The sequence below is a fragment of the Streptomyces sp. SID5910 genome (assembly GCF_009862125.1).
Taxonomy (GTDB): domain Bacteria; phylum Actinomycetota; class Actinomycetes; order Streptomycetales; family Streptomycetaceae; genus Streptomyces.
The window spans coordinates 1-9,479 of the sequence record NZ_WWHX01000873.1 but is presented as its reverse complement, the minus strand read 5'-3'; the positions used below and the strand labels follow the sequence as shown (position 1 = coordinate 9,479).

The 9,479-nt window shown below is 71.7% G+C and carries 9 protein-coding genes, 1 tRNA gene and 1 pseudogene; 8 read left to right on the top strand and 3 right to left on the bottom strand.

Annotation, left to right across the window (positions count from 1 at the left end):
• Nucleotides 1-15: 15 nt before the first annotated feature.
• The 3 genes and pseudogenes from GTW67_RS30615 to GTW67_RS30605 form a co-directional block, all read left to right on the top strand.
• Nucleotides 16-1,041: pseudogene (locus GTW67_RS30615) on the top strand (DUF2332 domain-containing protein); the annotation flags it as partial.
• Nucleotides 1,042-1,054: 13 nt separating this feature from the next.
• Nucleotides 1,055-1,822 (top strand): sugar phosphate nucleotidyltransferase, encoded by a 768-nt coding sequence (locus tag GTW67_RS30610; protein ID WP_161168001.1) that lies wholly within the window; start codon nucleotides 1,055-1,057, stop codon nucleotides 1,820-1,822.
• The gene (locus GTW67_RS30605; protein ID WP_161168000.1) at nucleotides 1,797-2,636 is read left to right on the top strand and encodes an alpha/beta hydrolase; all 840 of its coding nucleotides are present in this window, start codon (nucleotides 1,797-1,799) and stop codon (nucleotides 2,634-2,636) included. The genes GTW67_RS30610 and GTW67_RS30605 overlap by 26 nt, the downstream gene beginning before the upstream one ends.
• 15 nt (nucleotides 2,637-2,651) lie before the next feature.
• Here the strand turns inward: GTW67_RS30605 and galE are convergent, their stop codons facing one another.
• Nucleotides 2,652-3,647: a UDP-glucose 4-epimerase GalE gene (galE, locus tag GTW67_RS30600; protein WP_346010790.1), complete on the bottom strand. Its 996-nt coding sequence runs from the start codon at nucleotides 3,645-3,647 to the stop codon at nucleotides 2,652-2,654.
• 348 nt (nucleotides 3,648-3,995) lie between these two features.
• Here galE and GTW67_RS37950 point away from each other — a divergent pair, with 348 nt between their 5' ends.
• Together GTW67_RS37950 and GTW67_RS38235 are read left to right on the top strand one after the other, a co-directional pair.
• On the top strand, nucleotides 3,996-4,670 hold the full coding sequence (locus tag GTW67_RS37950) for a GFA family protein (protein WP_237519100.1): 675 nt from the start codon (nucleotides 3,996-3,998) through the stop codon (nucleotides 4,668-4,670).
• 182 nt (nucleotides 4,671-4,852) lie between these two features.
• Entirely contained in the window at nucleotides 4,853-4,987 is a 135-nt protein-coding gene (locus tag GTW67_RS38235; protein WP_272920547.1) for a hypothetical protein, read from the top strand.
• 97 nt (nucleotides 4,988-5,084) lie between these two features.
• Here the strand turns inward: GTW67_RS38235 and GTW67_RS30590 are convergent.
• Nucleotides 5,085-5,158, bottom strand: a tRNA-Pro gene (locus tag GTW67_RS30590).
• 100 nt (nucleotides 5,159-5,258) lie between these two features.
• Here GTW67_RS30590 and GTW67_RS30585 point away from each other — a divergent pair.
• From GTW67_RS30585 to GTW67_RS30575, 3 genes are all read left to right on the top strand, one after another.
• Nucleotides 5,259-5,786 (top strand): DUF309 domain-containing protein, encoded by a 528-nt coding sequence (locus GTW67_RS30585; RefSeq protein WP_161167999.1) that lies wholly within the window; start codon nucleotides 5,259-5,261, stop codon nucleotides 5,784-5,786.
• Between the two features lie 136 nt (nucleotides 5,787-5,922).
• Nucleotides 5,923-6,696, top strand: a complete 774-nt coding sequence (gene cobF, locus GTW67_RS30580) for a precorrin-6A synthase (deacetylating) (RefSeq protein WP_161167998.1) — start codon at nucleotides 5,923-5,925, stop codon at nucleotides 6,694-6,696.
• A 264-nt stretch (nucleotides 6,697-6,960) separates the two neighbouring features.
• Entirely contained in the window at nucleotides 6,961-9,039 is a 2,079-nt protein-coding gene (locus GTW67_RS30575) for a DHA2 family efflux MFS transporter permease subunit (protein WP_161167997.1), read from the top strand.
• A 137-nt stretch (nucleotides 9,040-9,176) separates the two neighbouring features.
• Here the strand turns inward: GTW67_RS30575 and GTW67_RS30570 are convergent.
• Nucleotides 9,177-9,479: precorrin-6A/cobalt-precorrin-6A reductase (locus tag GTW67_RS30570; RefSeq protein WP_161167996.1), on the bottom strand; the 303-nt coding region annotated here is incomplete at its 5' end.

Genomic DNA, 9,479 nt, shown 5'->3' with positions numbered 1-9,479 from the left:
TAGACCTTTCGGCGGTTCGCCGACCAACAGGCCACGGGCCTGTCCCCGCTCTACGCCACCCTGTCCCACGCGGCCGCCCGCACCCCGGAGCTGCTCGACCTCGCGGCCCACACCCAGCCGGGACAGCCCGCCCCCAACATGCTGCTCGCGGCCGTCCACCACATCCTGCGCCGCGGCGTCCGGCACCCGCTCGCCCCCCACTTCACCGGCGACGAGGAGCTGACCGAAGACCGCGCCGCCGACCTGCTGACGGACTTCTGCCGCCGCCACGCCGGACGCATCCGCCGGATCATCTCCACCCGGTCCGTCCAGACCAACGAGGTCAACCGCTGTACCGTCCTTCTGCCCGCCTTCGCGGCGCTCCAGCAGCAGCTCGACGACGGTCGGCCGATCAGGATCGTGGTCGTGGGCGCCAGCGCCGGGCTGACCCTGCTCTGGGACCGCTACGCCTACGACTACAACGGGCACCGGCTCACGCTGCCCGGCAGCGACCCGGACACGGTCCTGTACTGCGAGGTCAAGGGCGCCATGCCGCCTCTGTCCCTGGACCCCACGAGGTTCGTACGTCCGGTCGGGATCGAACCGAGTCCGGTGGACGTCACCGACCGCGAGGCCACCGAGTGGCTGGTCAGCCTCACCTGGCCCGAGCAGACCAACCGGATGCACACCCTGAACTCCGCCCTGGCGCTGGCCGCCCGCACCCCGCCGGCGATCCTGGCTGGCAAGGCTCAGGACCACCTCGCCGACGTCGTCGCCGAGACCCCGGACGACCAGCACCTGGTCTTCGTCTTCTCGTGGTCGATCTACCAGATCTTCGGCTCGCCGGGCGGCCGGGAACGTCTCGTCGACACCCTCGCCGAGCAGAGCCGGCGCCGCCCCCTGCACGAGATCTCCATCGGCCACTTCGGCCAGGAGATCCCTCACATGATCATGGCCGGCCACACCGGCGGCGTGAGCCGCTCCGACATCGTGGCCCACTGCGACGTCTACGGCACCTGGCTCGACTGGCTGGCCAACCCGCTCGTCCGGCCGAGCGCCTGACGGGAGAGACGTCATGTCGCGCACGATCACCAGGGCGGTCGTGGCAGCCGGCGGGGCCGGAACCAAGATGGACCCGATCACCCGCATCCTGCCCAAGGAGATGCTGCCCGCCGGAGGACGGCCGATCCTGGAGCACCTCGTCCACGAACTGCGCACCGCAGGGATCACCGACGTCCTGTTCGTGGTCTCGGCGCGCAAGCCGCAGATCCCGGCCTACTTCGGCAGCGGCTCCGCGTACGGCATGGACTTCTCCTACAGGGGCCAGGACGACGGCGCCGGCCCCGGCGCCCCCGTCCTCGCAGCCGAGACATGGACCCAAGGACAGCCGTTCGTCCTCGCGTTCGGGGACAACCTGATCCGCGGCGCCGCCGACCGCGAGACACCGCTCCAGCGGCTCCTCGCCGGCACGGCAGACTGCTCCGTCCTGACCCGCATCTTCCCCGCGGACGGCATCCCTGCGCACGAGACCCTGCTGGGCGCGGCCGACGCGCCCGGGCCCGGGCCGGCCGCGGTCGCCTTCGGCAGGGACCTCCTGGACCACGCCGGTGCCCAGTGGGTGCACGCCTGCGCCGCCCGCTGGGTGCTCGGTCCCGTCGTCTTCGACGCCCTGCGCGCGTGCCCGCCCCGCCCGGGCGGCGAGCTCTACCTCATCGACGCCATCCGGCGCTGGATCGCCGCCGGCAACCACCTCACGGCGCTGCCGCTCCGGCCGGACGACCTCCGGTTCAACTGCGACAACTGGGAGACCTACCACGATGCCGTCGCCGCCCTCCGCCCATGAACACCCCGCCCTCCCGCACAGCCAGGCACACGTCCACGACGCCGACACCCTGCCTGCCGGCACCCGGTTGGTCCTCGTGGAGAGCCCATTCCAGAGGCCCAGAACGCAGGTCACCGTGATCTGGCCCGAGCAGCGGGTGCGCAGGGTTGTGCTCGCCCTGCCCGTCGAGAAGGGCGACGGGCGCAAGTACGGCCACAGCCTTGTCGAGATCGGACGGCTCCCGGCTCACCTGCGCGACGGGACCGTCTTCGCCGCACCGACGTTCAGCGCGTCGCCCTGGCTGGTCAACCACGCCACCCGGGCCGACTGCCGACAGGAGGACCACCTCGTCCGCGTGGTCGTACCGACCGTCCTGGCCCTGCTCGGCAACGAGGCCCGACCGCCGGTGCACCTGCTGGGATTCAGCAAGGGCGGCTTCGCCGCCCTCAACCTACTGACCCGGCACCCCGGCCTCTTCGCCGTCGCCAGCATCTGGGATGCCTCACTGCTCAGCGACCGCCCGCCCCACCCACAGCTCGTGGACGTCGCCGGCAGCACCGCACGGCTCGACGAGTACGACGTACGGCAGAACCTGCGCCGCCACGCGGCAGCCCTCCAAGGGGCCCGCCGCATCGCGCTCGGGGGCATCGGCACCCTGGAAGCCGACTGGACCGCCGGCCGCCGGCTCCTCGAAGCGCTCGGCATCCCCCACGACGCCTACCGGGATGCCCCGGCGGACCACCGGTGGGACACCGCGTGGCTCGCACCCGCCCTCCGGCACCTGCTCGCCCTCGAAGCGGGCTTCCTCCCGGGCGCTCGGGCCCGGGAGGAGTGAGGGCGGGGAAAGGGCTCAGTCCTTCAACAGCCCGTCGCGCACCGGAATCCAGTCCAGGGCGGATCGGATGCCGTCCTCCAGGGAGAGCTGCGGCGTCCACCCCAGCAGGTCTGCCGCCCGGTCGCTCTTGGTGTAGCCACCGGCCACGTCACCGGGCCGCGGATCGGCGTCGACGGTTGCCAGGGGCGTGCTGACGACGTTGTTGAACGCCTCGCACAGCTCCCGGACCGTGGTGCCGGAGCCGGTGCCCAGGTTGATCGCGATCGAGCGCTTCGACCCCGTGAGGACGGAGTCGAAGCGCTCGATCGCCGCGATGTGGGCCGCGGCGAGATCCCAGACGTGTACGTAGTCCCGGATGCCGCTGCCGTCGCGCGTCGGGTAGTTCGTCCCCGTGATCGGGAACGGTCGGCCCTCCTGGTGCGCCTGGATAAGCACTCCCAGGGCGTGGCTGGGCCGCTTGAGCTGAAGCCCGGTACGCAGCTTCGGGTCGGCACCGACCGGGTTGAAGTACCGCAGCGACAGCACGCGCGGCCCCGCCACGGCGATGTCGGCGAACATCTCCTCGCACACGGCCTTCGTCCGTGCGTAGGGGCTCTGCGGCGCCAGCGGCGAGTCCTCGTTGACGGGCGAGCCGTCCTCGGCCTGGTAGATGGAGGCCGAGCTGCTGAAGATGATGCGGTCGCAGCCGTTGCGGTGCAGGTGGCTGACGAAGGCCAGGCTCTTGGCCACGTTCGCCTCGTAGTAGCCGATCGGGTCCGCGACGGACTCGGGCACCACGATCAGCGCCGCGCAGTGCACCACGGCGGAGATGTCCGGGTGCTCCGAGAAGATCCGGTCGACCAGTGCGCCGTCGGCGATGTCGCCCTCGTAGAAGGTGCGGCCCTCGGTGAACTCGCGGCGGCCCCGGACGAGGTTGTCGAGGATCACGGGGGTGATGCCCGCGTCCAGGCAGGCCGAGGCGACCGTGCTGCCGATGTAACCGGCTCCCCCGGCGATAAGGACCTTCACCACGATGTGTCTCTCCCAGCTTCGTTCCAGCCCTGTAGGCGACCGCAGCAAGGCTAGCGAAGCCGTCACCCGGCCGCGCAGCGGCGCGTCCGAGAGGCGCGGGCCCGCCTCCCCCGCGCGTCATCGACGGACGCGGCACCCTGAGCACCGACACCTGGCGCGAGGCCGGATGGACCGTCCGCACCCTTGGTCGCCCCTGAGCTGCGGTTTCGTCGCCCGGCCCCCGTGTCGCCTCCCCAATCGGCGCACGCGGTCGGGCCACGCCAGAGCCGCCAACAGCGTCCGGACGATCGTGGAACCGATGGCACACTGATCTGCCCAACTTGCCCACGATGTCCGGGAGATCACCTGATGAACGCCACCCCCACCGCCGACGCCCAGCGATCCGAACCAGCCGAGGATCGCACCGGCGGTTGCCTCTGCGGTCGTGTCCGCTTCACCGCTCAGGGCCCGGCCGTCTTCCCCCACACCTGTGAATGTGATCATTGCCAGAAACTCGGCGGCACCCCCGTGATGTGGTGGGTGGGCTTCAAGACGATCACTTGGACCGGCGAGGGCGGCGAACCAACCTGGTACGAGACCTTCCCCGATGAGGCGAAGCGCGGCTTCTGCCCTACCTGCGGCAGCCGCGTCGCGGCGATCGACAGCGACATCCCGGAGATCGGCATCAACGTCACGGCCCTCGACGACACGAGCGGCGAAGACCTCGCGCCGATCCACGCGTCCTTCCACGACAACGCCGGGTGCGCCAAGCATCGGGGTACCGGTGACGAATTGCGAGCCCCTCCCCGCGAAAGGGGCACATCGATTTCATCGAGGCGTTCTCAATGCCCCTGGAAACACGGCAGAATTGGCCATACAGGAACTGTTCATCCCGTCCGTAGGCTGGCCGTCCCGCTCCTTCGGCAGCCGCCATCAGCAGGTGGTGACGATGCTCACCGGGCCGAGGGACGCTGGTCCCCCATCTGGTCCTCAAAACCCTTCAGTAAGAACACCGGAAAATGCGCTGCGCATCGTTCGGAATAACCTTGCGCACGGCACGTGAGGCTACGATGCGTTCGAACTTGATGAAGTGGTGCGCATCCTTGAACTGGCAGTACGGGCTCATTCACTGAGAATCCTGGGGTGCCCGGATGACGTAGTGAAACGAGTCTTCGAAGAAGCTCATTGATCAATCAGCCCGCCTGGTGTTCAGGTGGCGGGATGTGATGGCCACCACGGGCGCACGGAAGGTGCGGTGGTACGACGCGCGGCACGCCTGCCTGTCGCATCGGACCTACGCGCACCCCGACCCGCAGTCGCTCAGGGTGGGTTCGGAGAAGCTGGCCGAACTGCTCGGCTGACCTTGATCAACGGCGTTTCTGAGAGATTGTGAGACGGCGGCCCCTGGAAACGATCAAGAGGGGTCCCGAAGGACCCCTCTGACCTTGTGCTTCACCGTCGGGACGACAGGATTTGAACCTGCGACCCCTTGACCCCCAGTCAAGTGCGCTACCAAGCTGCGCCACGTCCCGATGTGCTCACACGCGGTGTACCGCGCGATCACGCGGACAGCACTTTACCCCACACCCCGGGCTGCGCCTAAGCGGGGACGGGCGAGGGACAATCGGCCCCATGGACAGCCCTGCCGACAGGACAGCCCCGGACCGCCCGGCGGACTCGCGGGACCGCGACGACGAGGGGCGGGCCCGCAACGCCCGGCCGCGGGACGGGCTGGGACGCCCGCTGCCGTACGGCGCCGAGGGCGTCCCCCGACAGCCCGAGGGGGTCGTACGGGCCCCCGGCGAGACGGTCGCCGAGGCGCAGCGGCTGCTGGACGAGGGCAAGCCGTTCCATGCGCACGAGGTCTTCGAGGACGCCTGGAAGTCGGGTCCCGAGGAGGAGCGGGAGCTGTGGCGGGGCCTGGCGCAGCTGGCCGTCGGGCTCACGCACGCGGCCCGCGGCAATGTCACCGGCGGGGCCAGGCTGCTGCGGCGCGGGGCCGGGGCCGTGACGCGGTGGGCGGCGTCGGAGCACGGGCGGGAGCGGCCGTACGGGCTGGAGCTGGCCGTGGTCGCCGGGTGGGCCCGGGAGCTGGCGGGGGACGTGGAGGCCGGCGCGTCGGTGGACGCGGGGGCGCGGGCACCGCGGCTGCGGGGCTGAGCCCCACGTCGGCGCCGGGGGCCGCGCGGCCAGGCGGCGGCATCGGCGTACATCGGCCGGGGCAGCGGCAGAGGCGTACGTCGGGGCTGGGCAGCCCGGCCGGGGCGGCGGCAGCGGCGTACGGCAGACTCGGGGCGTGCGGACAATTCATGTGATCGGTATCGGCGCCGGCGACCCCGACCAGCTCACCCTCCAGGCGGTCCGGGCGCTGCGGAGCACGGACGTGTTCTTCGTCCTGGACAAGGGCGAGGCCAAGGCGGACCTGGTGCAGGTGCGCCGGGACATGCTGGAGACGCACGTACCCGAGGGCACGTACCGGGTCGTCGAGGCGCGCGACCCGGAGCGGGACCGCACCGCGGGCGGCACGGCCTACTCCCCCGCCGTCGGGGACTGGCGCAGCGCCCGCGCCGGGATCTACGAGCGGCTGATCGCCGAGGAGCTGGGCGAGGACGAGAGCGGCGCGTTCCTGGTGTGGGGCGACCCCGCGCTGTACGACAGCACGCTCGGCATCCTGGAGGAGATCCTGGAGCGCGGCACGGTGGAGTTCGCGTACGACGTCGTGCCCGGCATCAGCAGTGTCTCCTCGCTGGTCGCCCGGCACCGGACCGGGCTGAACCGGGTCGCGCGTCCGGTGCAGATCACGACCGGCCGGCGTCTCGGCGAGGGCTTCCCGGAGGGCGTGGACGACGTGGTGGTGATGCTGGACGCCCACCAGGCCTTCCGGCGGTACGCGGACCAGGACATCGACATCTACTGGGGCGCCTACCTGGGCACCCCGGACGAGATCCTCGCCTCGGGCCCGATCGCCGAGGCCGCGCCCCGCATCGAGCGGCTGCGGGCAGAGGCCCGGGAGCGCAAGGGCTGGATCATGGACACGTACCTGCTGCGGCGCAACCCCGGGGACCGCTAGGGCGTGTCCGCAAAGTCCCTCCGTCCGCCCGGAGGGCGGGCCCCGCGGCGTCTGGTGCGTGCTCTCGGCGTGCCGGGCGCAGTCCCTCGTACTGGGCGTACTCGGGACTTCGCCCGGTGCGGCGAGAGGGCGTGCCAGGCGTCGCGGGGCAGGAGGGACTTTGCGGACACGCCCTAGGGGGACCGCCGGGATGCTGCCGTCCGGCGGCACCCGGGCGGACCGTCCCCGCATGCGTGGCCCGTGCACGGGTGTGATCGTGACCTGGTGACTGTCGCCGAGGAAACGCCACGGACCGCCGCGGCCCAGCCGCCCGTGCTGGACAAGCGCCGCCGCAACGTCGTCTTCGTCACGATCATGCTCGGCATGCTGCTGGCGGCCCTCGACCAGACCATCGTCGGCACCGCGCTGCCGACGATCGTGTCGGACCTGGGCGGCGCCTCCCACATGTCGTGGGTGGTCACCTCGTACCTCCTCGCCGAGACCGTGGCGACCGTGCTGGTCGGCAAGTTCGGCGACCTGTTCGGCCGCAAGGTGGTCTTCCAGGTCTCGGCGGTCGTGTTCATCACCGGCTCGTTCCTGTGCGGGCTGGCCACGAACATGCCGCTGCTGATCGCCTGGCGGGCCATGCAGGGCATCGGCGCGGGCGGCCTGATGGTGACGGCGATGGCGCTGATCGCCGACGTCATCCCGCTGCGGGAGCGCGGCAAGTACCAGGGCGCCATCGGCGCGGTGTTCGGGGTCGCGACGGTCATCGGACCGCTGCTGGGCGGCCTGTTCACCGACCATCTGTCCTGGCGCTGGGCGTTCTACGTCAACGTGCCGATCGCGATCGTCGTCGTGATCGCCGCCGCCCGCACCATCCCGGTGGTGAAGTCGGCCGTCCGGCCCGTCATCGACTACCTGGGCATCGCCCTGGTCGCGCTCGGCGCGAGCGCGCTGATCCTGGCGACGAGCTGGGGCGGCAACGAGTACGCGTGGGGTTCCGGCGTCATCATCGGCCTGTTCGCGGGCGGGCTGATCGCGCTCGCCCTCTTCTGCCTGGTGGAGACCCGGGCCGCCGAACCGATGCTGCCGATGCGGCTGTTCGCCAACCCGGTGTTCACGGTCTGCTCGATCCTCAGCTTCATCGTCGGCTTCGCGATGCTCGGCGCGCTGACCTATCTGCCGACGTATCTCCAGTACGTCGACGGCGACTCGGCCACCGTCTCCGGGGTCCGGACGCTGCCGATGGTGGCCGGGCTGCTGCTCGCCTCGGTGTTCAGCGGCACCGTGGTGAGCCGGACGGGCAAGTACCGGCTGTTCCCGATCGTCGGCAGCCTGGTGATGGGCGTCGGCCTGTACCTGATGTCGCTGATGGGGCCGTCCACGGGCGCCGGCCTCGAGTCGCTGTACATGTTCGTGCTGGGCACGGGCATCGGGCTGTCCATGCAGGTGCTGACCATCGCCGTGCAGAACACCGTCGACTACGCCGACCTCGGCACCGCGACCTCCGGCGTCACCTTCTTCCGCACGCTGGGCAGCTCCTTCGGCACCGCCGTGTTCGGCACGATCTACGCCAACAGCCTCGGCCCCAACCTGCGCGACGGCGTGGCCGAGGCCGCACGCACGGGCGCCGCGGACCCGGCGGTGATCGGCCGGGCGGCGACCAGCCCGGCGGGCGTGCACGGGCTGCCTCCGGAGGCGTCGGCACCGGTCATCGGCGCGTACGCGGACACCATCCAGACCGTGTTCCTGTGGACGGTGCCGGTCGCCGCCCTCGGCCTCGTCGTCGCCCTGTTCCTCAAGCAGGTGCAGCTGCGCGACAGCGCCCGCGCGGGCTCCACCGACATGGGCGAGGGCTTCGCCTCACCGCACGACGCCAGCAGCCGCCGGGCGCTGGAGGCCTCCGTCGGGAAGATCATCGGCAGTACGGAGCTGGACACCGCCCGGCGCATCATCGCGGACAGCGACACTCGCCTCGATGTCGCCGGTGCCTGGGCCGTGATGCAGGTCGAGCTGTTCACGCGGCTGGTCGGCCACGCCAGCCTCGGGCTGATCGCCGCCCGCCGCCGGGTGCCGCCGGAGGTGCTGCTGCCGGTGTTCGACCGGATGGTGGAGGAGGGGTTCCTGACCCGGCACGGTTCGCTGCTCTCGCACACCGACGCCGGTGCCCGCGAGGCGCTGGTCATCGGGCGGGCGTGGGCGTCCTGGCTGGAGGACCGGGTGGAGCAGGACATCGGCCGCCCCTCGGACGCGGACCTGCGCGTCGCCGTGGACGCGATCGCCAAGCGCCTGCTGGTGGAGGACCTGAGCAACGGGCTGCCCACCCGGATGCGGCAACCCGTCCCCGAGGCGGCGCACTGAGGGAGCGGGACGAAGGGGCTCCGCGGCCGGGGCCAGCTGAGGCCGGGTCTCGGTCAGGGCCCGCCGCAGCCGGGATCTCGGTCGGGGCGCGCCCGGGCCGGGGCCTCGATCAGGGCCCGCCCAGGCGGGAGTCTCGGTCAGCGCCCGCCCAGGCCGGGGGCACAGTCAGGGTGCCCGCCGAGGCCCAGCCGCTCCAGGACACCCGGCACGTCGGGCACCACGGGCACGCCCTCCGGCGGTGGGGGCCGGCGCACGACGACCACCGGCAGGGCGAGGTCCCGGGCCGCCGTCAGTTTGGCCGCGGTCGCCGCTCCCCCGCTGTCCTTGGTGACCAGTACGTCGATGCGGTGCTCGCGCAGGACGGCGGTCTCGCCGGCCACCGTGAACGGGCCGCGGGCCAGCAGGACCCGGGTGTCGGGCGGGAGGGGAGGCTCGGGGGG

What these genes read in the sequence shown, in the direction of transcription:
- GTW67_RS30610 (WP_161168001.1), top strand. Translation starts at nt 1,055, where the DNA reads ATGTCGCGCACGATCACCAGGGCGGTCGTGGCAGCCGGCGGGGCCGGA.
- GTW67_RS38235 (WP_272920547.1), top strand. Translation starts at nt 4,853, where the DNA reads ATGGCCACCACGGGCGCACGGAAGGTGCGGTGGTACGACGCGCGGCAC.
- GTW67_RS37950 (WP_237519100.1), top strand. Translation starts at nt 3,996, where the DNA reads ATGAACGCCACCCCCACCGCCGACGCCCAGCGATCCGAACCAGCCGAG.
- GTW67_RS30605 (WP_161168000.1), top strand. Translation starts at nt 1,797, where the DNA reads ATGCCGTCGCCGCCCTCCGCCCATGAACACCCCGCCCTCCCGCACAGC.
- GTW67_RS30585 (WP_161167999.1), top strand. Translation starts at nt 5,259, where the DNA reads ATGGACAGCCCTGCCGACAGGACAGCCCCGGACCGCCCGGCGGACTCG.